Source organism: Sinomonas cyclohexanicum (assembly GCF_020886775.1).
Taxonomy (GTDB): Bacteria; Actinomycetota; Actinomycetes; order Actinomycetales; family Micrococcaceae; genus Sinomonas; species Sinomonas cyclohexanicum.
Map to the genome: position 1 here is coordinate 3,987,043 of NZ_AP024525.1, position 22,050 is coordinate 4,009,092.

Below are 22,050 nucleotides of genomic sequence, written 5' to 3' on the forward strand. Positions count from 1 at the left end.
CGCTGTCCAGTGTGAAGCCCACCTCGCGCGGCGAGCTGACCCCGGACCGGCGCGTCCCGATCACGCGCATCGCCCCGCCCGCCCGGGCCGCGCACGCTGTTCGGCACATCTGGATCGTCGAATGGGACCTCCCGCCCGGCGAGGTGCTGCATCAGGCTGCGCTGAGCTACCCCGCGCTCAACATCGTCGCGGAGCCGGATCGGCTCGCCGTCTACGGACCCACGACGGCGGCGTCCACCCGCACGCTCGAAGGCCGTGGATGGGCGGTGGGCGTGCTGCTCAGGCCCGCGGCCACTCCCCTGTTCACCGACCGGCCCGCGACCTTCGCCAACGGCGAGCGCGATCTCGACGAGCCGGCCCTGCACGCGGCCGTCCGCGCGGCCATGGGCCGGCCGCATGCCGCAGGAGCCCGGCCCGCAGCAGCCCGGCCCGCGGCGACCCGGCACGCGGAGGCGAGCGGCGCCGTCGTGCGCTGGGTCGTCGAGCGGATGCCGGCCGCGGACGCCCGCGGGCTCGAGGCGAACCGGATGGCCGAGATCGCGGACTCCGAGCCCGGCCTGCTGCGCGTGCCGGACCTGGCGGCGGCGATGGGCGCGTCCGTGCGCACGCTCGAGCGGCTCGCGGCGGACTACTTCGGGCCCACGCCGGCGGCGATCATGCGGCGTCGGCGCATCCAAGTGGCGGCCGAGCGGCTCCGTATCGAGCCGGACGCCGCTCTCGCGGACCTGGCGCAGGAGCTCGGCTACGCCGACCAGCCCCACCTCACCCGCGACTTCCGTGCGGTGCTCGGCATGACCCCGCGCGAGTACACGGCACGCTGAGTCACGAGGGCGCGCCGCACAGCAACAGTGCGGCGCGCCGTCGTGCGCGGGAGCGCGGGTGCGCTCAGGCTGGGTGTCAGAACGTCGCGGCGTCGATCACGAAGCGGTACCGCACGTCCGAGGCGAGGACACGCTCGTAGGCCTCGTTGATCTTCTCCGCGGGGATGAGCTCGATGTCGGCGCCGAAGCCGTGCTCGGCGCAGAAGTCGAGCATCTCCTGGGTCTCGCGGATGCCGCCGATCGCCGAGCCGGCGAGGGTCTTGCTGCCGCCGATGAGGCTGAACGCGTTGATCGCGAGCGCCTCCGCAGGGGCGCCGACGCAGACCATGGCCCCCTCCGCCGCGAGCAGCCCGAGGAACGCGTTGAGGTCGATCGGCGCGCTCACGGTGTTGAGGATGACGTCGAACGTGCCCTTGAGCCGTGTGAACGTCTCGGGGTCCGCGGTCGCGTAGTAGTGGTCGGCGCCGAGCCGTAGGCCGTCGTCCTTCTTCCGCAGCGACTGCGAGAGCACCGTGACCTCGGCACCCATGGCGTGGGCGATCTTCACTGCCATGTGGCCGAGCCCGCCCAGGCCCACCACGGCGACCCTCTTGCCGGGTCCTGCGCCCCAGCGGCTGAGCGGGGAGTAGGTGGTGATGCCCGCGCACAGCAGCGGGGTGGCGACGTCGAGCTCGAGCGCGTCCGGGATCCGCAGGACGAAGTCCTCGGTGACCACCACGTGGGTCGAGTAGCCGCCCTGGGTGATGGTCCCGTCCCGGTCCACGGCGCCGTAGGTGCCGACGCTGCCCTCGAGGCAGTGCTGCTCGTTGCCCTTGGCGCAGTTCGCGCAGTGTCCGCACGAGTTGACCATGCAGCCGACGCCCACCCGGTCGCCGACGGCGTGCCGGCTCACCGCGTCGCCCACGGCCGCGACGACGCCCGCGATCTCGTGCCCGGGGACGAGGGGGTAGCGCTGCGGGCCCCACTCGCCGCGGACCGTGTGGATGTCGGAATGGCAGATGCCGGCGTACTTGACCTCGATGAGCACATCGTGGGGGCCGAGGTCGCGGCGTTCGATCGTGGTCTTCGCGAGGGGCTCGGTGGAGCTCGGCGCGGCGTAGGCGTTGACGGTGAGCATGGTGACTCCGATCCGTAGGTGTGGGTGTGCCAGATGCGGCGGGTCGCGCAGCATCGTAGTACCCCGTCCTGTGCACCATTCACAGCTTCGGGAGTACAGTCGGCTCAGTCTGCGTCCGGAACTCTCCTGGAGGAGGCGGGGATGGCCGTATCCGTGCCTGAGAACCCGCTTTCCGGTGGGCCGCTGCTGCTGACCACGGAGGAGGTCCGCCTCCTGTGGTCGTTCGTGCACGGGGACATCATGAGCGCCCCGATGCGGGCGTGGCTGCGTGCGTCCCTCGGCTTCTGTCCGCGGCACACGTGGGCGTACGCGGTCGTGGAGATCGAACTGTGGGAATCCGGCGTCGGTGAGCGAGGCGGCCACCAGCCCTTCGACGTGAGCGTGCTCTACGAGGACCTCTGCCGCACGCTCTCGGAGCGGTTGGACCGGCCCCGAAGCTGGGGGCGCCGCGTCGAGGCCGCCCTCGTCCCGTCGCGCCGCTGCTACCTGTGCACCCAGCTCGAGGGGGCCCCGCGCGAGGGGTTCGCCCTCGGGTACGCGAATTCGAACAGCGCCGCGCTCGCGGCCGAGGCGAACCTCCTGCGCCACACCCGCCGCTGGTGCGCGGCGACCGTGGAGGAGTGGCTCCCCTCCGCGTGCCAGGCCTGCCTCGGCGCCGCAGCCCCCGAAACGGACGACGGCGGCACGCGCCTGTGCCGCCTCCACCTCGCCGAGGCGGTCCGGACCGGGGCGGCGGACGAGGGCCACATCGCCACACTGCTGGCCGGGGCCGCAGACCGGCTTGCGTCGATCGCGCAGCGCCTCGCCGCCCTCGCGGGCTCGATGACCGCCGAGGGAGCGCCCGCCGATGCCCGGACGGAGGCGAGCTGGATCGAGGCGCTGGGCTTCTTCGGAGGCTGGCAGTTCCCGGCGTACCTTGCCGGGATCCGAGCCGATCGTGAGCCCTGAGGTCGGATCTCAGATGGGGTTGCCCATGGTGGCGGACCTCGCGTTCTCGGCATGACGCCGCAGGAGTGCGCGGGCCCGCTGCGGGCGGCTGCTCACCGGGCGACGCGGAACTGCGCCGGAACTCCCCCGGCGCCCGAGGCCAGGTCCGCGGCGAGTTCGCCGATCACGGGCGCGAACTTCGCGCCGTGCCCGGAGCAGGGGGACACGACCGTGATGCCCTCGGCGGAGTCGATGATGAAGTCCTCGGTCGGGGTGTTCGTGAACAGGCACGTGGTTTCCGCGTAGGGCTCGGGGACCAGTCCTGGGAGGCACTCGCGCACGTACTCGACGACGCGCCGCCGGTTCTCGGGGTCGATCAGGCCGTCCTGGTCGGCGGCCGAGGGGAGGACCTTGCCGCCGTTGAACTCGGCGATCTTCTGCCCGCGGAATCCCGCGTCTCGCCCGCCGGGGAGCCCGTACGCCGTCCAGCGCCCGCGCATGTGGATGAACGTGGGCCACGCCGAGGCCACCTCGGCCGGTGCGTCGGCGTACGGGAAGTGGTAGGCCTGCTCCTGCCGGACTTCGAGACGTGGCATAGAAGCGAGGAACGCCTGGGGCAGAGGGAGCGCCCCGAGCAGCCGCGGCAGCCAGGCTCCCGCGGCGACGACGACCCGGCTGGCCCGCAGCGTCCGCCCGTCCTCCGCGGCGATGACGAACGCGGACCCGTCCCGGGCCACGGATCCGGCCGCCCAGCCGGTCTCGAGCCGGGCACCGTGGTCCGCGGCGGCGCGGACCATGGCCATCACCGTCTCTTGGGCGTCGATCACCCCGGCGCCGGGGTGCCAAAGCACGTCGGTGTCGAAGGCGACCTGAGGCCATCTGCTCCGGGCCTCGTCGGCGCCGATCAGCTCGTGCTCGACCCCGCACGCCTCGAGGACCGCAGCGAGTGCCGCCGGCTGGCGCTCGGCACCGTAGTCGACGGACCCGGTGGTGGTGATGAGCTGGCGGCCACCGAGCCTGGCCAGCTCCGCCCAGCCGTCCTCGGAACGCTGGACGAGTCGCGTGTAGAACTGGTCAGGATACGCGTAGCGGAAGATGCGCGCGGAGCCGTGGGAGCTCCCGGCGTCGTTCGCGGGAGTCGAGCGCTCGAGGACCGCCACCTCATGGCCGCGTGCCGCAAGATGCCACGCTGTCGACGCGCCGGCCAGCCCGGCCCCGATGACGGCGTACTCGGTCGATTCCATAGCCCTGCTCCTGGGTCTTCTCGGCTCCGCTGTGCTTCCAGTTATCCATCAGGGGCGTGGTCTTGGCCAACCGGGGCCGGCCGCTACCCCCGCCCGGCGGCGCGGAGCTCCCGACGCAGGATCTTCCCGGAGGACGACTTCGGGATCGCGTCGAGGAATTCGACAGAGCGGACCTTCTTGAACGGCGCGACACGCTCGGCCACGAACGCCATGACGTCCTCCGCACTGAGTTCCTCCCCCGCGGCAACCCCCGGCTGGGGCACGACGAACGCCTTCGGCACCTCCTCGCCGTCGTCCGCCTTCACCCCGATCACCGCCGCATCCGCGATCTGCGGGTGGGTGAGCAGCACGGCCTCGAGCTCCGCGGGGGCGATCTGATAGCCCTTGTACTTGATGAGCTCCTTGAGGCGGTCGGAGATGGTCACGACGCCCTCGGCGGTGACGGTCGCGATGTCGCCGGTGCGGAGGAACCCGTCGGGGTCGATGGTCGCGGCCGTCGCGTCGGGCCGGTTGAGGTAGCCGATCATATTCTGCGGCCCCCGCACGAGGAGCTGCCCGGGCGCACTCACGCCTGTGCCCTGGCCTGCAGCCGGCACTGGGATCTCCTCGTCCGTCGCGGGGTCCAGGATCTTGCACTGCGTGTTCGGGACGGTGAAGCCGACCGAGCTCACGGGCAGCCGGCGGGCCTCGGAGAGGGGCATGATGTGCGAGGCGGGGCTCATCTCGGTCATGCCATAGCCCTGCATCATGACGCAGTGGAGGCGGGCGGCGACGGCGTTGCCGAGGCCCTCGTCGAGCGGGGCAGCCCCAGAGAACACGACGCGCACGCTCGAGAGGTCGTACTGGTCCACGAGCGGGTGCTTCGCGAGCGCCACGGCGATGGGGGGCGCGATGAAGAGGTAGGTGCAACGGTGGTCCTGCGTGATGCGGAGGAACTCGGCCAGATCGAACTTCGGCATCGTCACGAGCCGGGCGCGGTTGAGGAACGCGGCGTTGACCAGCATCGTGAGCCCGTAGATGTGGAAGAACGGCAGCACGGCCAGGAGCGTGTCCTCGTCCGTCACCGCGAGCATCTGCCGCCCCTGGGCGACGTTCGCCACGAGGTTGTACTGGCTCAGCATGACCCCCTTCGGCGTGCCGGAGGTTCCGGACGAGTACGGCAGGACGGCGACCGCGCGCACGTCGACCTGCACGTGTGGCGCCGGGAGACCGGCTGCCAGCGCCTCCCCCAGCGAGGGGTGCGCCGCGCCGGACGGCGAGGGCCCGCCGTCGAGCACCACGAGCCGCTCCGGCGGGATCCCCGCCTCCAGCGCGGCCGGCTCGGCGCGGTCCAGGAACGGCGAGATGGTGAACAGCCACGTGGCGCCCGCGTCGGTGAGCTGCCGGGCGATCTCCTCGGCGGTGTACAGCGAGTTGACTGTCGTGACCACCGCCCCGGCCCGCAGAATCCCGTGGAACACGACCGGGAACGCGGGGACATTCGGGCACAGGATGCCCAGCGTGGCACCCGGCCCGACGCCCTGCCCCGAGAGCCAGCCCGCGAGGGCGTCGATCCGCCCGATCAGCTCGCGGTACGTCGTGGTCGCCCCGCTCGTGCCGTCCACGATCGCGACCCGGTCCAGGTCCTGCTGGCCGATCCCGCCGAACAGGTACTCGTAGAGGGACGTCTCCGGGATCTCGACGTCCGGGTACGGGCTCGCGAACATGGGCTCTCCTTCAACTCCAACGGGCGCACGACGGCGGCGCTCGCCTCGTGTGCCCATCGTCGGTTTCCGTGCGGGCCGGGGCAAGAGGCGGCAGGAGATCGCCGCGGCTGGACGACCAAGAACCGGCAGTATCCTGCCGATCAATCCCGGCCCGTTCGTCAAGAGCGTCGGCCCGGGAGATATCGGCAGGATCTTGCCGGATCTGCGCCAGAGCGGCACAATGGTGGCCATCATCCGCGCGAGCGGCAGGATCCTGCCGGAAGGAGTGGCGATGGACGAGACGCCGCAGGACCCCCTGCGGGCGACACTCGTCTCGCTGGGCGCCGCGATCCGGGCCGCCCGCAGGGACGCCGGGATCACGCAGGCGACGCTTGCGGAGCTCGCCGGAACGTCGGAGCGCACCATCCGGGACATCGAGCGCGGCTCGCCGAGCCCGAGCGTCGGATCCGTCGTGGCGGCGGCCCGCGCCGTCGGACTCACGGTCGGCGCGGGCTGATGCCGCACGATCTCTCCGCGCTCAGGTTCGTCACGGAGGCGGACGTGCACAAGGCCGGCGTGCTCGCGGGCCGGCTCTGGCGCGACGAGCGGGCACGCATCCACTTCGCCTACCGTGACGACTACGTCCGCGCGCAGGGCAGGCCCGTGGCCAGCACCCTGCCCGTGGGACCCCAGACGGTCGGCCCGCTGCACGGCCTGCCCGCGTTCTTCGCCGGCCTGCTCCCCGAGGGCCACCGCCTCAGCGTCCTCCGCTCCGCGGCCAAGACGAGCCTCGACGACGAGCTCACCCTCCTCCTCGCCATCGGCTCCGACGTTCCCGGCGACGTGCAGGTGGTCCCCGCGGGAACGGCGCCCGTGGAGCCGGTGCCGCTCGCCGACCTCGACGACGCGGGCGTGGACTTCTCGCGGCTCGCCGACGCGCTGGACCTCCACGGACTCCCGGGCGTCCAGGACAAGGTCAGCGCTTCGATGCTCTCCGCCCCGGTGGCCACGGCGCACCACCGGTGGATCCTCAAGCTCGACCCGCCGGGAACACCGCACCTCGTGCTCAACGAGGCGCTGCACCTCAAGGCCGCCCGCGCGCTGCGGATTCCGGTGGCCTCGGCCCACGTGGTGCGCGACTCCCGCGGCGCGCCGGGCCTCCTCGTCAACCGCTTCGACAGGATGCACGACGGCGGCGCGTGGCGTCGCCTCGAGCTCGAGGACGGGGCCCAGCTCCTGGGCGTGCTGCCCGCGGCCAAGTACTCGGTGGCGGCGGAGGAGCTCGTCCCGGCCGTCGCGGGCGCCTGCCGCGCGCCGGCCGTCGCCGTGCGGAACCTGTACCTCCAGTTCCTGTTCGCCTGGCTCACGGGAAACGGCGACCTCCACGCCAAGAACGTGGCCGTCCTGACCGATCCGCTGGGCCGCCGGGCGGTCGCCCCCATGTTCGACCTCCCGAGCACGGTCCTCTACGGCGACATGACGATGGCCCTGCCGGTCGCGGGGCGCACCAAGGGCCTGCGGGCCCGCCATTGGGCCCAGTTCGCCGAGTCGATCGGCCTGCCCTCGCGCGCCGCCGCCTCCGCTGTCGCGCTCGCGCTCAAGGCCGCCACTAGCGCGGACCTGGCGTCGCTGCCGTTCGAGGGCTCGCCGCTCAACCGCGCGGAGCGGGAGCTGCGGCACCGGCGCGCCGAGCTCGAGTAGCCCTGAACTCACGTGGCCCTGAATGGGCAGTCGAGGGTCGGCCGCGGACCTCACGCCCCCGCCGCGGTAAGCCTCTCGGCAAGCACCCGCATGGCGTCGCGCAGCTCCGGGGGCTCGATCACGGTCACGGGCCAGCCGAGCCGGACCACGTGGTACGCGACGTAGTCGAGGTCGTCGGCGCCGGCAGTGAGGATCGACGCCTCGCCGCCGTGCTCGGCGTCGGGCTCCACCACCGCCATCGTGGTGGGGACGCGCTCCGCCACCTCGTGGGCCGGGGCGTGGACGCGGACCTTCGCGACGAACTGGTACGGCGCCTGGGTGATGGACGCCTGGACGTACTCGACCGCGTCGGGGGACTCGCGGGGCTTGAAGCGCCACCCTGTGCCGCGGGCCGCGGCCATGCGGTCGAGGCGGAAGGTGCGCCAGTCCTCCCGGTCGAGGTCCCAGGCCATGAGGTACCAGCGCCGCGCCGCCGCCACGAGCCGGTAAGGCTCCACGCGGCGCTCGGAGCGCTCGCCGCCGGGCTTCGTGTAGTCGAACGTGGCCCGCTCGGGGGTGCGGATGGCGCGCGCGAGGGCCACGAGGACATCTGCGTCCACGGAGGTGACGGGCCCGTCGAGGCTCACGGTCGCGTCGATGACTCCCTTCACCTCGGCGCGCAGCCGCGCGGGCAGCACCTGGTCGAGCTTGGCCAGGGAGCGCACGGCGGCCTCCCCCAGCCCCGCGACCGTGCCGCCCGCGGCGAGGCGCAGGCTCACGGCGACGGCGACCGCTTCCTCGTCATCGAGCAGGAGCGGCGGCAGGGCCTTGCCCGCACCGAGCTGGTACCCGCCGCCCGTCCCGTGCTCCGCGCGGACGGGATAGCCGAGCTCACGCAAGCGCTCTATGTCGCGCCGGATGCTGCGTGTGGTCACGCCGAGCCGCTCCGCGAGCTCGGTCCCGGTCCACACCGGCCGCGACTGCAGCAGGTTCAGGAGGCTGAGCACGCGCTGGGTCGTGTCGTTCATGCGTCCATCATGACCCGTTCCTGCGGACAGAAGCTGTCCTCAGCCAGATTCCTTCGGCCCAGCCGTTGCCCCTCCCGGAAACGCGATATATCTTGATCTCAGAAACACGATATATCGCGTTTTGCAGCGGACCGATCCTGTCCTGATGGGTCGGGACACTGGACGTGGGACAGCGGAACGGAAGGTTGAGGGTCATGCCATCACGAGCGGTCGCGTACCGGGTGAATCACGGGCGCACCACCACTGCAAGGTCCGCGCTCGAACACGCCAGCGCGGGCATCACCATCCGGCACACAGGACGGCACATCATGAGCACTACAGCGCCAGGTCTCCGCGCGCCCCGCTTGACGGGCGCCCAGCTCGACTCGCTCGAGGAGGCGGTCGAGCGCGAGGTGGCGTCAGTGCGGGCCGCGCGCCCCGCCAGCCCCACACTGGCCCGGCCCGAGGCCGGGGTGAGCTGGCCGCGCCGGGCGATGCGCGCCGTCGTGCGCGTGTGGCGCGAGGCGGCGGAGCGGGAGGCGGGCCTCGACGCCGAGCGGGACGAGGTGCGCCGTCGGCTGCTGTCGGACCAGCCGAGGCTCTGGTGAGCGCGCTGTGCGCCCCGCGCCCACCCGCGCCTGTGGCTACGCCCGGGTGAGCAGGAGGCTCACGTTGTGGCCGCCGAACCCGAAGGAGTTCGAGACGGCAGCCTCGACGCGGGCCTCGCGTGGAGCGCGGGTCACGACGTCGAGATCGATCTCCGGGTCGAGGTTGTCGAGGTTGCGGGTCGGCGGGATGACGCCGGCCTCGATCGTGAGCGCGGTGAGGATCGCCTCGACCGCGCCGGCAGCGCCGACGAGGTGGCCGAGCGCGCCCTTGGGCGCGGTCACGGCCACGTGGTCGCCCAGCGCCTCGCGCACGGCGAGCGCCTCGCTCACGTCTCCGATGCTCGTCGCGGTCGCGTGGGCGTTCACGTGCTGGACGTCCGCGGGTGCCAGGTCCGCCTTGCGGAGGGCCTTGCGGATCGCCTTGATCTGGCCGATCCCCTCAGGGTCCGTGCCCGTGATGTGGAACGCGTCCGCAGTGATGCCGTAGCCGGAGAGGGCGGCACGGGCGCGGGCGCCGCGGGCACGGGCGTGGTCGGCGCGCTCGAGGATCACGACGCCGGCCCCCTCGCCGAGCACGAACCCGGTGCGGTTCACGTCGAACGGGCGGGAGGCGGCCTGCGGATCGCCCTGGTCCTTCGAGAGGGCGCCGATCTGCGCGAAGCCGGCGATGGTCAGGGGCGTGATCGCGGCCTCGGCGCCGCCGGCGATCACGATGTCCGCCTCGTCGCACTCGATGAGGCGCGCGGCGTGGACAATCGCCTCGGCACCGGACGCGCACGCGGACGCCGGGGCCATCGCGCCGGCGCGGGCGCCGTACTCGATGCTCAGCTGCGCCGCCGCGGCATTGGCCATGAGCATCGGCACGGTGCGCGGGGAGACGCGGCGCGAGCCCGCGGACTCGAGGACATCGTCCTGCGCGAGGAGCGTCTGCACCCCGCCGATGCCGGTGCCGATCACGACGGCGAGCCGGTCGCCGTCGATCCCGGGCGCGCCGGCGTCCGCCCACGCCTCGCGCGCCGCGATGACCGCGGCCTGCTGGCTGCGGTCGAGGCGCCGAGCCTGGACGGGGGGCATGGCATCCTCGGGCTCGACCGCGAGGCGGCCCGCGATGCGGACGGGCAGAGACGAGTCGAAGCCCTCGTCCACCAGCGCACGCACGCCCGAGCGGAGCGTCAACATGCCGTCCCACAGCTCGGGCACGGTGCCGCCGAGGGGCGTGGTCGCGCCCATCCCGGTGATGACGATCTCGGTCTTCCCCACGTCTGTCCTTACGTCGCTGAGGCCCTCAGACTCGCTTGTATGCGATACAAGAGGGTCAATTGCTTGTACAGCATACAATTCACCCATGGGTCCCGTCGAGACACGCGCTGAAACCGCCAGGCGCCTCCTTGCGCCGGCCAAGGGCCGCGGGGCGCTCACGCGCGGCCGGATCGTCGATGCGGCCGCGGCCCTGTTCGCGGTGCGGCCGGCGGACAAGGTCACGGTCAGCGAGATCGCGGCCGCCGCGGGGGTGTTCCCGAACCAGATCACCTACCACTTCGGGTCGAAGGACTCGCTCTTCATCTACTCCGCGTTCGCCCTGCTCCTGCGCGATGCCGGGCGCATCGAGGGCGTGGGCACCCGGTTCTCCACTGCCGAGGCCTTCCGGCGGGCCGTCTCCCGCACCGTGCTCGTGACGCCCTCACTGCCGGTGGTGATCAGCGCCCTCGCGCTCGCGCGGGCCAAGCCCAAGCTCAGCCCCGTGGTCAAGGGCCACCTGAGCCTCCTCTTCCGCATCTCCGAGCGGCATCTCGAGAACATGCTGAACCTGCGCGGCTGGCTGATCGACCGCAGTCCGCGGCAGGAGGTCAAGACGTTCTGGGCCGCCGCGTTCGGGGCGATCCTCATCGCCGAGTCCGGGTACCCCGGCACGCAGGCGGACCTCGACCTCGCCGGCACGCTGACCATCCACGAGGCTGGCTGAAGCGGGCGCGCGATTCTGCTCAGACTGGCCTCGTCGAGTCGCAAACCACCGCGGGACGAGCGTCACGTCGAGCGAGTGCGGCTCCAGCGTGAGCAGAATCGCCCGCGATCGGCCTGCGGAGCGCCCCGCGCACTGCACCTTAGGCTCAGGATGTGGCACATCACGACGACCGCCCAGTCCCCGTGCGCCTGCGCGCAACCCTCGAGTGGACCGAACCGCCCATCTGGCGGGTCCTCGACGTGGACCCGGTCCTCACACTGGACCGGCTCCACCGCGTCCTCCAGATCGTTTTCGGCTGGCGAGACCAGCACCTGCACGACTTCACCGACGTCGACCCGTACGCGCAGATAGGCGCCGCGCATGGGGGCAAGGATCCCTCGCAGATCCGCGAACCGCGCGTCTGGACCGACCTCGAGACGCTCGACGGCGGGCCGCCCATGACGGAGGAGGCCGGCGTCAGATTCGTCGACGCGCTCGGCTCCACGGGGGTCCTGTTCTACCAGTACGACTTCGGAGACAGCTGGACGGTCCGGCTCGATCCACTCGAGGAGACCGGCACGCTAGAGCCGGGCGCCGCTGCCCGTGTCGACGACGGAGCGCTGGCCGGCCCGATCGACGACTCTGGCGGCACGAGCGGGTACGCGCAGAAGCTGGAAATCCTGGCCGGCCCCGATTCCGAGGAGAGGCGCGACCTCGCGGACTGGGTCGAATGGGTCTGTGGACCGTGGCGAGAGCTCAGCCCCGAGCGCTTCGATGTCCCCGCGACGAACCGGGTCCTGGCACGGCTCGCGCGCGCCGCTCCCGGGCACGACGGCGGCGCCCCGCCTTCCGCACCGGTGCTCGCCGGCATCGCTGGTCGGCTCGCCGAGGGCATGCGCCCCGAATTCTGGGCCTTCGTGGACGCCGCGGGCATCGAGGACGGCCCAATCACGGCAAGTGAGGCAGAGATCGGCCACATGATGGGCCCGTACCTGTGGCTCATCCGACGTGTCGGTACCGACGGCTTGAGCCTCACCGATGCTGGGTGGCTCCCGCCCGCCGTCGTGCGCGAGGCCGCGGACGTGCTCAACCTCAAGGAGAACTGGATCGGTTCTGCGACCCGCGAGAACTCCACGCCACCGATCCTCGCGCTGCGGGAGTCGGCGCAGTGGCTAGGCCTCGTCAGGAAGATCAAGGGCAGGCTGACCGTGCCCCGAGCGGTGCAGAAGCTGGCGGATGATCCGCGCGAGCTGTGGGAGCACGTGGCACGCGAAGCCCTCCGGCGGACAAAGGACGGGCCCTACCGCGATGCCGCCGTGTTGGTGTTCCTCGACATCGCGGCCGGTCTGCGCGCTCAGTGGCGGGACACGCTCGAGGCCGTCGCGTTCGGCCTCGGGGCCCTCGGCTGGGCGATGCCCGACGGCGAGCCGCTCAACCGCTGGGATGCCAGCGATCTCACCGGCGAGCTGGACGGCGTCCTGCGGTCCGTCGGCATCAACAGCATCGCGTCGGAGCGCAACTTCGTCCGCGCTTCGGGCGCCGCGGCGTTCGCGCGGGCTGCTCTGCCCGCGGGAGACCCACAAGAGACGCCCCCCAGAACGTGACCCCCAGACTTCTGACCGTCACGTCCTGAAGGTCAAACGACCCCCTTCCGCTGAGCTGAAGGAGAATCAGCGATACCCTGAGCTGGCCTTGCCCACCGACCCGGAAACGAGGGCTCGATGTCAGACCATCCCGCCGATTCCGCCGATCCCGCCCCGCGGCAGCTCGCCGCCCTGTTCACCGACGGGCTCGGCCGGGCCAGCATCCGCGCGGTCCAGGCCCTCGCCGTCGGCGCCCTTGTGTGGGCCGTGGTGTGGGTGCTGCTGAGGATTCCGCTCGTGGTCGTCCCCGTGGTGATCGCCGCGATCCTCGCGTGTGCGATCGCGCCCCTCGTGCGATGGCTCCACACGCACGGGTGGCCACGTGCACTGGCCGTGCTGGCCTCGTTTGTCGCGATCCTCGTGGTCTTCGGGGGGATCATCACAGGGATCGTCTTCCTCATCCGGGCCCAGGCCCACGAGCTCGCGGACCGGTTCACTGCCGGCATCGAGCAGCTGCACACGTTCCTGAACAACGGGCCCGCCCGCATCAGCGATCAGCAGATCGCCCAGGCGCAGGACTCGCTCCAGCGCTTCTTCACGTCCGGCAGCATCGGCGCCGAGGCCCTCACAGGCGCCCGGACGGCGGGCGAGATCGCCGCCTCGATGGTCCTCATGGCCGTGATCCTGTTCTTCTTCCTCAAGGACGGTCGGCAGATCCTCGAGTTTGTCCTCTGGTTCACGCCGGCATCGCTGCGCGGGAAGGCCCGGCTCGCGGCCGAACGCAGCGCGCTCGTGTTGGGCGGCTACGTGCGGGGCACCGTCCTGGTCGCCGCAGCGGATGCTGTCATCGTGGGGATCGGGCTGGCGGTACTGCGAGTGCCCCTGGCGCTGCCGCTGGCCGTGTTCGTGTTCATCGGCGGATTCATCCCGATCCTGGGCGCGACGCTTGCTGGGTTCCTGGCCGTGGCGATCGCGCTGCTCTCGAACGGCCCGGTCGTGGCGCTCATCGTCCTGATCGTGGTGTTGGCGGCGAACCAGATCGAGCACCATCTCCTGCAGCCGCTGCTCATGGGCCGGGTGCTCTCGATCCACGGACTCGCGATCCTGCTCGCGCTCGCGACCGGGACGGTGCTCGCGGGCATCATCGGCGCACTGCTCGCTGTTCCGATCACCGCGGTCGGGTGGTCGGTGGTGAAGACCTGGACCGGCCGGGGCGAGGAGGCCCTGGGGCCCGCCGCCGACGGCCCGGCGGCCTAGGAGCTCGTAGTGTCCGCACGCCAAGACGGCGACGCGGACGCCTCAGCTGATCGAGTTCGGGTGCTTCGCGAGCGGGGTCACTCTGATCGTCATGTAGGGGTACATCGGGAATCCGGAGAGGATCTCGTGGAGCTCGTCATTGGAGTCGACGTCGAACAGCGAGTGGTTCGCGTACTCCCCCACGATCCGCCAGATCCCGGCCATCTTGCCGGAGCGCTGGAGCGAGCCGGAATACTCCTTCTCGCGGGCCTGGAAGTCCGCGACCTGCTCGGGGGTCAGGTGCGGCGGGAACGTCACGTCCATGCGGGCCATGAACAGCATGCGGGGCCTCCTCTGGCTTGAGAGTGGAAATGGTCGGGCGAAGGAACGCTATGCGTCCTGGCGGTAGCGGGCGAGCTTGTCGGGGTCGATCTCGGCGCCGACCCCGGGAACCTCGCGGACACGGATCGCGCCGTCGCTGATGGTGATCGGCTCGGCAAGCAGGTCGTCGGCCATGTCGAGGAAGTTGGAGAGCTCCCCGGCGCGGCGCTGGCTCGCCTCGTGTGCGGCGCCGAACGTGACGGTCGCGAGAGAGCCGATCTGGGTGTCGATCTGGTTGCCCATCGTCACGTCCACGCCGAGCCCGGTGCACAGGCCGAGGATCTCGGTGGCCTGCGTGAACCCGCTGCGCGCGGTCTTGATGCAGATGGCGTTGCAGCCGCCGGAGAGGAGCTCGCGCGAGACGTCGCCGGGGGTGGGGACGGACTCGTCGCCCGTGATCGGGATCGGCGAGTGCTCCACGAGGCGGCGGCGGCTCAGTGCCTCGGACGCGTCGCACGGCTCCTCGAGGGCCGTGAGGCCCAGGCCCTCTGTGCGGCGCAGCACCTCCATCGCCTCGTTGGCGGTCCATCCACGGTTGGCGTCGAGGTAGATCTCCACGTCGTCGCCGAGGCCCTCGCGGAGCACGCGCACGGCCTCGACGTCGAGGTTCAGGGGACGGCGGCCCGTCTTGAGCTTGAACGTGGTGATGCCGTACTGCTCGCGGAACCGCTGGGCCTCCTCGAGCAGCTCCTGGGCGGGCCTGAACCCCAGCATGTGCGAGACGCGCATCCCCTCCGCATACCCGCCGAGGAGCTTGTGGACGGGCGTTCCGAGGGACTTGCCGATGATGTCCCACAGGGCGATGTCCACGGCACCCTTGGCCGTGTCGTTGTGGACGGTCCGGCGCATGATCTGCTGGGCCATCTCGCGGTCCAGCGGGTCGAGGCCCAGCAGTTGGGGGCCGAAGATGTCCTGCACCACGGCCATGATTGAGGCCTGCGTCTCGCCGTACGTGTACGGGCGCGGCGGGGTGTCGGCGATGCCCACGAGCCCGTCGTCCGTGTGGATGCGGATGAGCACGTGCCCGGCGGCGTGCACCTCGCCGCTCGCGAAGCGCAGCGGGTGGGTGTACGGGATCGAGTACGGGATGGCCTCGATGCGCTCAATCTTCATGCGCGGACTCCTTGAGTGGTGCGAGGGTGGATGCGGTGCGGACGACGGCGGGTGGCTGGGGCGCACGGTCGGGCTCGGGTGGGACGACACGCGCCGGTTCGGTACGCGGCGCGGCCACGGTATCGAACAGGGCGACGAAGCGGCGCACGAGCGGCGTCCCGCCCCCGCGGCGCCACGCGACGGCGAGGTCGACGGGCGGTGCGTTGCGCACGGGGCGGAACACGATGCCCTGGAACGCGAACCCTCGCGTCGCCATGGGGACGAGCGCGAGGCCCATGCCGGCCGCCACGAGGGCCAAGAGGGTCGAAGTCTCGGCCGCCTCCTGCACCACGCGCGGCGTGAAGCCCTCGCGGTGGCACGCCTCGCGGAAGATCCGGGTCACGACGGACTGTGCCGGGTACCCGACGAAGGGCTCCCCCGCAAGCTCGGCGAGGTCGAGCTGGGCGCGCTCGGCCCAGGGCGAGTCGGCAGGGAGTGCGGCGACGAGGCGGTCCTGCTCGAGGAAGGCGAGCTCGACGTCCGGCGAGTCGACCGGCGGGCGGAGGACGGCGACGTCGAGCCTTCCCTCTTCGAGGTCACCCACCATGTCCGGCGTGAGCATCTCGCCGTGCACGCTCAGCCTGAGCCCGGGGAGCTCGCGGCGGGCCTTCTGCACGAGCGTGGGCAGCAGGCGGTAGGTGGCCGAGCCCGAGAGGCCGATACGGAGCACCCCCGCAGCGCCGGCACCGACCTGTGCGACGTCGGACTCGAGCTCCTCGAGGTCTTGGAGGATGCGGCGGCCGCGCTCGAGAAGGAGCTCGCCGGCGGGCGTGAGCTCGACCTTGCGGGTGGTGCGCTCGAACAGCGCGGTGCCGAGCTGCTCCTCAAGCTGCTTGATCTGCTGGGACAGGGGCGGCTGGGCCATGTGGAGGCGCTGGGCGGCGCGGCCGAAGTGCCGCTCCTCGGCGACGGCAACGAAGTACCTCAGGTGTCGCGTCTCCATGGGCCCTTCTCTCCCCCGGCGCAGCGCCGGGCATGTTCCAGCGTAGGTCTGCTGATTAGGTTGAGGAAATATCTATTCAAGCATGTTTGAGACTTTTTGAGTATCAGATGGGGTTCTCTGGACGCTCCCGGCGTGCGGGGCCATCATGAGATGAGCATCGGCGGAGGCGCGGCATGTCCAAGGATCCACTGCCCAGTGACCAGACCGAGACGGGGCCGGCCACGGACCAGACCGACGAGGGCTTCCTCGCGGACTACTACGGGCACGTCACCGCCGACGACCTCCTCGCCTACAGCAGCGACACGCTCGCGCGGTGGGCCGACTACCACCGTGCGGCCGCCCGCGTCCGCGCGCCCGGGCACGCGGTGGTCGAGGTCCGGCGCGAGGCCGATTCGACGCTCGCCGTGATCGTCGCCGAAGACGTGCCGTACCTGCTGCAGTCGGTCACCGCCTCGCTCGCCCGCCAGGACGCGGCGCTCAGACTCCTCGTGCATCCCGCATTCCGTGTGCTGCGCGACCCTGCGACGCACGAGCTCCTCGACCTCCGCCACGGCGCCGCGCGGGAAGGCCTCGCGTCCGCCTACCCGGCCCTGCAGCCGGCGGCCGCCGTGTCCGAGCGCCCGGCCCGCCGCGGCCCCCACCCCGAGGGCGGGCACGTGGCGGAACTGTGGATCGCCGCGGAGATCGGCACCACCCCGAGCTCGCTCACCCCCGACGGCCTCCAGCGCACGCTCGCACGGGTGGTCGACGACGTCCTCACCGTCGCCGCGGACACCGGCGGGATCCAGCGGGACGTCACGCGGGCGGCCGAGCAGGTGGCCGCGATGCGGGACGCAGCCCAGGAGGATCTGGCCCGCAGCGCCGGAGACGCCCTCGAGATGCTGCGCTGGCTCGCGGCGGGCAACTTCGTCTTCCTCGGCAGCCAGAGCCCCGGGCAGCACGGCTCGTCCGGGCGGGGACTGCTCCGGCGCGCGAACGGCGCCCCGTCGTTGCCGCCGGACTGGCCGGGCGGGCCTGTGCTGTCCGTCCGCACGTCGGACTTCCGCTCGACCGTGCTCCGCTCGTCATACCTCGACGAGGTCGGCGTCCGGGTGCTCGCCGCGTCAGGGGACGTTGCCGCGGACCACCGCTTCGTCGGGTTCTTCGTGCAGGCACCCTCGGACGCCTCGATCCTGGGCGTGCCCGGGTTGCGCGAGAAGGTGGCGGGCGTCGTCGCTCAGGCCGGCCCGCCGTCGTCGACCGCCGCAGGGGAGGCCCTCCGCGCCCTCGGCGCGCTCCCGCACGACGAGCTGTTCCAGCGGGATGCGGACGAGCTGGCCCGGTTCGCCCGCGATGTCCACGTCCTCGAGGTCCGCCACCGCACCCGGCTGTTCCTGCGGCACGTGCCCGAGGACCGCTTCATGTCCGCGCTGCTGTTCCTGCCCCGCGGCCGTTACAGCACGGGCGTCCGACTCCGGGTGGAGCAGGTCCTCCGGCGGGACCTGGACGCGAACGACATCGAGTTCGATGTCCGCCTCGCCGAGGGCTCGATGGCGCGCGTGTTCTTCCGCATCCTCCTGCCGAGACGCGGCCTGCCCGCCGCGTTCGACGCCGCCGCGCTCGAGCGCCGCGTCGTCGAGGCCACGCGCACGTGGGAGGAGGGGGTCGAGGAGGCGCTGCGGGACGTCTACCCCGCGGACGACGCCGCGCGGCTGGCGAGGCAGTGGGCCGCCGCCTTCCCCGCGGGCTACCGGGCGGACTACGACACCGACGACGCGCTGCGGGACATCGCGCGCTTCGAGTCCCTCGGACTGGACGCGTCCGGTGAGGGGGGCCGCGCGGCGGACGAGCTGTTCCTCAAGGTGTACGTCGGCTCGGAGCTCGCGCCGTGGCGCGGCGAGATCGCGCGCATCCGGGTCTACCTCACGTCGCCGTACACGCTCACCGATCTCCTCCCGTTCTTCCACAACCTGGGCCTCGAGGTACTGGACCAGCGGCCGTACACGCTCGTGCGGGGCCCCGCGGCCGTCACGCCAGAGTCGCACGCGCGCGAGCTGTACCTGTACGACCTCGGGCTCCGCTATCCCGGCGGCGTCGACCCGGTGGCCACGAGCGCCCTGCTCGTCGACTCGCTGCGCGCAGGCCTGCGCGGGGACACCGAGTCGGACCGGTTCGACTCCCTCGCGCTCCGCGAGGCCATCGACTGGCGCCGGGTGGTGATCCTGCGCGCCTATGCGAAGTACCTCAAGCAGCTGGGCACCACGACGTCGTACGGGTTCATGGCGGACACCCTCCTGACGAACCCCGAGGCCACGCGGTGGCTGCTCGGGCTCTTCGCCGCCAGGTTCGACCCTGACATCGACGACCACGATCGGCTCGCCCGCATCGAGGAGGCGCGGCAGCGGCTCGCGGCCGCGATCGACTCCGTCCCGTCCCTCGACGCGGACCGGCTGCTGCGCACCTACTCTGCCCTCATCGAGGCCACGCTGCGCACCAACTTCTACCAGTTCCGCCCACACGTGAGCCTCAAGCTCAATCCGGGTGCCCTGGCGTTCGCGCCCTCCCCCCGGCCGGCGTACGAGATCTGGGTCTACTCGCCGCGGGTCGAGGGCGTGCACCTGCGGTTCGGGCCGGTGGCCCGCGGGGGCCTGCGCTGGTCCGACCGGAGGGAGGACTTCCGCACCGAGGTCCTGGGGCTCGCGCGGGCCCAGACCGTCAAGAACGCCGTGATCGTCCCCACCGGGGCAAAGGGCGCGTTCTACCCCAAGCGCCTCCCGGACCCCGCCGCCGGGCGCGCGGAGTGGCTCGCGGAGGGCGTCGAGGGCTACCGGACGTTCATCCGCGGGCTGCTCGACGTCACGGACAACCTCGCCCCGGACGGCCGCACCGTGATCCCGCCGCCCCGGGTCGTGAGGCACGACGGCGATGACAGCTACCTGGTCGTCGCGGCGGACAAGGGGACAGCGTCCTTCTCCGATGTCGCCAACGAGCTCGCCGCGGAGTACGGCTTCTGGCTCGGCGACGCGTTCGCGTCGGGCGGCTCGGTGGGCTACGACCACAAGCGCATGGGCATCACCGCGCGGGGCGCGTGGGAGTCGGTCAAGAGCCACTTCGCCGAGCTCGGAGTCGATGTCCAGCACGAGGACTTCACGGTGGCGGGCATCGGGGACATGAGCGGGGACGTGTTCGGCAACGGCATGCTCCTCTCCCACCACATCCGGCTCGTCGCCGCGTTCGACCACCGGCATATCTTCCTCGACCCCGACCCCGACCCGGCGGCGTCGTACCGCGAGCGCCACCGGCTGTTCCGGCTGCCGCGCTCCTCGTGGTCCGACTACGACGACGATCTCATCAGCGAGGGCGGCGGAGTCTACTTCCGCTCGGCCAAGTCCATCGAGCTCAGTCCCCAGGCGCGCGCTGCGCTCGGCCTGCCCACCACGGCGGCCGTGCTGTCCCCGCCCGAGCTCGTCAGGGCGATCCTGAGAGCGCCCGTGGACCTGCTGTACAACGGTGGGATCGGCACGTACGTCAAGGCGTCCTCGGAGACCCACCTTGGCGTCGGGGACAAGGGGAACGACGCGGTCCGCGTCGATGCCCCCGAGCTGCGCGCCCGTGTGGTCGCCGAGGGCGGCAACCTGGGCCTCACGCAGCTCGCGCGGGTCGAGGCCGCCCAGGCCGGGGTGCTGCTCAACACGGACGCGATCGACAATTCCGCGGGCGTGGACTGCTCCGACCACGAGGTGAACATCAAGGTCTTCACCGACCGGATGATCGCCGCTGGGCGCCTCGACCCGGCGGAGCGGGCGCCGTTCCTGCACTCGCTCAGCGATGAAGTCTCGCGGCTCGTCCTGCGCACCAACAGCAAGCAGAACGTGCTGCTCCTCGACGACCGCCAGTTCGCGGCCCGGAGTCAAAGCTTCGAGCGGGCCATGGAGTGGCTCGAGAGCGCGGGCGGCCTGGACCGCGGTCTCGAGGGGCTCCCCGGCGCCTCGGCACTCGACGCCCGGCTCCGGGCGGGCCGCGGGCTGACCTCGCCCGAGCTGTCCGTCCTCGCGGCGCACGCCAAGATCGCGCTGGCCGCCGAGCTCACCGTGAGCGACCTCGCCGACGACCCGTGGCTGGACTGCGTGCTCGCCGGGTACTTCCCCGCCCAGCTCAGCGACCGCTTCGCGGCCGAGATGGGCAGCCACCCCCTGCGCAGGGAGATCGTCGGCACGGTCATGGCCAACGAGATGATCAACTTGGGCGGGATCACGTTCGCGTTCCGCGTCCGGGAGGAGACCGCGGTGACCACCGCCGCGATCGCCCGCGCGTTCCTCGTGGTCCGCGATGGCTTCGGCCTGGGCGAGATCGCGGACTCCGTGGCCGCCCTGCCTCCGAGCTTCCCGAGGGAGAACGCCAGCGAGACCGCTGTCCACTTCCGCCGGCTCCTCGACCGCGGCGTGCGCTGGTACGTGACGCACGATCACAGGGACCAGCCCGTCGGGCAGGCGTACGGCCGCATCGCGCCCACGCTCGAGCTGCTCCGCGACCACGTCTCGGACTACCTGCGCGGCTCGGACCTCGAGCGGGCCTGGGCCCGGCTCGAGCACTTCAGGGGGCTCGGCCTCCCCGACCGGCTGGCCCTGCGGGCCTCTGACTGCCTCGAGAGCTTCGGCCTCCTCGACATCTCGCTCATCGCGGAGACAGTGCCGGAGCCGATCCCCACCATCGCGGACGTCTACTATGCGGTGCTCAAGTGGATCGACGCCGCGCGCATCCTGCTGCTCATCACGGACCTCCCGCGCCATGAACGCTGGGAGGCCCTCGCGAGGGCGGCGCTGCGCGACGACGTCTACACCGCGGTCGCGGACATGACCACACGCGTCATGCAGGCCACGCCGGCCAACCCGCTCCCCCACCACCCGGGGTCCTCAGCGGAGGCGCGCATCGCGGCGTGGGAGGCCGGGCACGGCGAGCAGCTGCGGAGGATCAGGGAGACCATCGGCGAGGTCACGCGGCAGGGCGAGCCGGACATCGAGGCGATCTCGGTGGCCCTCAAGCTCCTCCGGACCCTCCTGCGGAACTGAGGAAGAGCTGCCACAGGGCGACGATCACGAGCGGGCCGAAGATGGTCCCGGCGATGACCTGCGCGAGCGTGTGCGCCCTGAGGACCACGCGCGCCCAGCCGACCGCGGGGACCACAAGCAGCAGCGGCCACCACTGCACCCCGAACAGGAAAAGCATCGTCACCGCGGCCGAGGACACCGCCGCCGCGTGGCCGCTGATCTTCCACCACAGGCTCACCACGGCAAGGACCGCAATTCCTACGATGAGCGCGCCCACCATTGCGAGCACCGACGCGGGCGCGCCGAGGACCCACAGGAGCGCGAGGCCCGCCAGGACGCACACGATGGCCATGGCGAGCACCGGCGCGCGCTGCGAGCGCTCGCTCACGTGGTGGTCAACGACCTTCCCGGCGAGCACGAGCCCGATCAGGATCGCGAACGGGAGCACGCACGTGAACAGGGCGGCGATGGCGCCGTACCACCAGGTGCCCGGCCAGCCCGGGCTCGCGGCGGGGCTCAGCAGCAGCGCGGCGCCGACCGTGACCGGCGGCTGGAACACCTCGCTGAGCACGCGAGCGACGGCGACGGCCCACCCCTGTGGGGACGGCGCCGCCTGCGCGGGGCGGGACCTGCTCAGCATCGTCCCAGTCTTCCACGCACCCCTGCGCACCAGTCCAGTGGGAGGGCCCCGTGACGC

Annotated in this window: 18 protein-coding genes; 9 read left to right on the forward strand and 9 right to left on the reverse strand. The window is 71.9% G+C overall.

The genetic code is table 11. The features are described from left to right. The first annotated feature begins 11 nt into the window (after positions 1-11). Positions 12-821 (forward strand): helix-turn-helix transcriptional regulator, encoded by an 810-nt coding sequence (locus tag SCMU_RS18730; protein ID WP_229230590.1) that lies wholly within the window; start codon positions 12-14, stop codon positions 819-821. 76 nt (positions 822-897) lie between these two features. Here SCMU_RS18730 and SCMU_RS18735 read toward each other — a convergent pair whose 3' ends face one another. After that, positions 898-1,938, reverse strand: coding sequence for an NAD(P)-dependent alcohol dehydrogenase (locus SCMU_RS18735; protein WP_229230591.1), 1,041 nt, complete (start codon positions 1,936-1,938; stop codon positions 898-900). Positions 1,939-2,079: 141 nt separating this feature from the next. Between SCMU_RS18735 and SCMU_RS18740 the strand changes: the two genes are divergently transcribed. Further along, on the forward strand, positions 2,080-2,886 hold the full coding sequence (locus tag SCMU_RS18740) for a hypothetical protein (RefSeq protein WP_229230592.1): 807 nt from the start codon (positions 2,080-2,082) through the stop codon (positions 2,884-2,886). A gap of 92 nt (positions 2,887-2,978) precedes the next feature. On the opposite strand, the gene SCMU_RS18745 is transcribed toward SCMU_RS18740, so the two are convergent. Next, positions 2,979-4,109 (reverse strand): FAD-dependent oxidoreductase, encoded by a 1,131-nt coding sequence (locus SCMU_RS18745; RefSeq protein ID WP_229230593.1) that lies wholly within the window; start codon positions 4,107-4,109, stop codon positions 2,979-2,981. 83 nt (positions 4,110-4,192) lie between these two features. Continuing rightward, positions 4,193-5,815: an AMP-binding protein gene (locus SCMU_RS18750; protein WP_229230594.1), complete on the reverse strand. Its 1,623-nt coding sequence runs from the start codon at positions 5,813-5,815 to the stop codon at positions 4,193-4,195. A 220-nt stretch (positions 5,816-6,035) separates the two neighbouring features. Here SCMU_RS18750 and SCMU_RS18755 point away from each other — a divergent pair, with 220 nt between their 5' ends. Beyond that, a complete protein-coding gene (locus SCMU_RS18755) occupies positions 6,036-6,311 on the forward strand; it encodes a helix-turn-helix domain-containing protein (RefSeq protein WP_229230595.1) in 276 nt (91 codons plus the stop codon). Then, positions 6,311-7,495, forward strand: a complete 1,185-nt coding sequence (locus SCMU_RS18760) for a type II toxin-antitoxin system HipA family toxin (RefSeq protein ID WP_229230596.1) — start codon at positions 6,311-6,313, stop codon at positions 7,493-7,495. The genes SCMU_RS18755 and SCMU_RS18760 overlap by 1 nt, the downstream gene beginning before the upstream one ends. Positions 7,496-7,545: 50 nt before the next feature. Here the strand turns inward: SCMU_RS18760 and SCMU_RS18765 are convergent, their stop codons facing one another. Next, entirely contained in the window at positions 7,546-8,502 is a 957-nt protein-coding gene (locus tag SCMU_RS18765; protein WP_229230597.1) for a helix-turn-helix transcriptional regulator, read from the reverse strand. Positions 8,503-8,810: 308 nt separating this feature from the next. On the opposite strand from SCMU_RS18765, the gene SCMU_RS18770 reads away from it, so the two are divergent. Then, positions 8,811-9,089, forward strand: coding sequence for a hypothetical protein (locus SCMU_RS18770; protein ID WP_229230598.1), 279 nt, complete (start codon positions 8,811-8,813; stop codon positions 9,087-9,089). A 36-nt stretch (positions 9,090-9,125) separates the two neighbouring features. Here SCMU_RS18770 and SCMU_RS18775 read toward each other — a convergent pair whose 3' ends face one another. After that, complete coding sequence (locus tag SCMU_RS18775; protein WP_229230599.1) at positions 9,126-10,349, reverse strand: beta-ketoacyl-[acyl-carrier-protein] synthase family protein; 1,224 nt, start codon at positions 10,347-10,349, stop codon at positions 9,126-9,128. An 85-nt stretch (positions 10,350-10,434) separates the two neighbouring features. Here SCMU_RS18775 and SCMU_RS18780 point away from each other — a divergent pair, with 85 nt between their 5' ends. The 3 genes from SCMU_RS18780 (at position 10,435) to SCMU_RS18790 (ending at position 13,871) form a co-directional block, all read left to right on the forward strand. Further along, positions 10,435-11,052, forward strand: coding sequence for a TetR/AcrR family transcriptional regulator (locus SCMU_RS18780; RefSeq protein ID WP_229230600.1), 618 nt, complete (start codon positions 10,435-10,437; stop codon positions 11,050-11,052). Positions 11,053-11,204: 152 nt separating this feature from the next. Continuing rightward, a complete protein-coding gene (locus SCMU_RS18785; protein ID WP_229230601.1) occupies positions 11,205-12,635 on the forward strand; it encodes a plasmid pRiA4b ORF-3 family protein in 1,431 nt (476 codons plus the stop codon). 117 nt (positions 12,636-12,752) lie between these two features. Continuing rightward, on the forward strand, positions 12,753-13,871 hold the full coding sequence (locus SCMU_RS18790) for an AI-2E family transporter (RefSeq protein ID WP_229230602.1): 1,119 nt from the start codon (positions 12,753-12,755) through the stop codon (positions 13,869-13,871). Between the two features lie 42 nt (positions 13,872-13,913). Here the strand turns inward: SCMU_RS18790 and catC are convergent, their stop codons facing one another. The 3 genes from catC to SCMU_RS18805 are packed head-to-tail and all read right to left on the reverse strand — an operon-like array spanning position 13,914 to position 16,326. Further along, positions 13,914-14,192, reverse strand: coding sequence for a muconolactone Delta-isomerase (catC, locus tag SCMU_RS18795; RefSeq protein WP_229230603.1), 279 nt, complete (start codon positions 14,190-14,192; stop codon positions 13,914-13,916). Positions 14,193-14,240: 48 nt separating this feature from the next. Beyond that, complete coding sequence (locus SCMU_RS18800; protein WP_229230604.1) at positions 14,241-15,344, reverse strand: mandelate racemase/muconate lactonizing enzyme family protein; 1,104 nt, start codon at positions 15,342-15,344, stop codon at positions 14,241-14,243. Further along, positions 15,334-16,326: a LysR substrate-binding domain-containing protein gene (locus SCMU_RS18805; protein ID WP_229230605.1), complete on the reverse strand. Its 993-nt coding sequence runs from the start codon at positions 16,324-16,326 to the stop codon at positions 15,334-15,336. Before SCMU_RS18805 ends, SCMU_RS18800 begins: the two co-directional genes overlap by 11 nt. Before the next feature lie 173 nt (positions 16,327-16,499). Here SCMU_RS18805 and SCMU_RS18810 point away from each other — a divergent pair, with 173 nt between their 5' ends. Next, positions 16,500-21,374 (forward strand): NAD-glutamate dehydrogenase, encoded by a 4,875-nt coding sequence (locus tag SCMU_RS18810; RefSeq protein WP_229230606.1) that lies wholly within the window; start codon positions 16,500-16,502, stop codon positions 21,372-21,374. Here the strand turns inward: SCMU_RS18810 and SCMU_RS18815 are convergent. Beyond that, positions 21,343-21,993 carry a phosphatase PAP2 family protein gene (locus SCMU_RS18815; RefSeq protein WP_229230607.1) on the reverse strand — a complete coding sequence of 217 codons (651 nt, stop codon included), beginning with the start codon at positions 21,991-21,993 and terminating at the stop codon, positions 21,343-21,345. The genes SCMU_RS18810 and SCMU_RS18815 overlap by 32 nt on opposite strands. Between the last annotated feature and the right edge of the window lie 57 nt (positions 21,994-22,050).